Annotated in this window: 1 pseudogene; it reads right to left on the reverse strand. The window is 61.0% G+C overall.

What is annotated here, in order from left to right:
* Positions 1-354 (reverse strand): annotated as a pseudogene (locus tag I6F28_RS37305) (M10 family metallopeptidase C-terminal domain-containing protein); the annotation flags it as partial.

Consider the following 354-nt stretch of genomic DNA (forward strand, 5'->3'; position numbering starts at 1 on the left):
AATGGCCTGTCGTCGAGTCCTTCCAGGCCACATTGTATCCGCCGCCGGTCTGCTCGGCTGCGATGGGCGCCCAGGTCCCATACACAGCGGCACTCACCGGCGCTCCCGAGATCTTCAGGACAGGCCCACTGCCCGTGCTGATGGCTTCGAGATAGAAGTTGTCTCCCGTCCGTACCAGCTTGGTGGAGCCCTGGGCCTCAAGCGTGGCGCTGGGAATACCGATGGTCCCATCGCCATTGAGATCCTGTTGGAAGGTGGTCTCGAGCGACCGAAATGATGCATTCGTCCCCGTCACCTCGGGAACGATACTGCCCGTATAGTTGCCGTTGCTGTCCGTGCTCCAGACCGTGTAAT

This window comes from Bradyrhizobium sp. NBAIM14, from assembly GCF_020193895.1.
GTDB lineage: Bacteria > Pseudomonadota > Alphaproteobacteria > Rhizobiales > Xanthobacteraceae > Bradyrhizobium > Bradyrhizobium yuanmingense.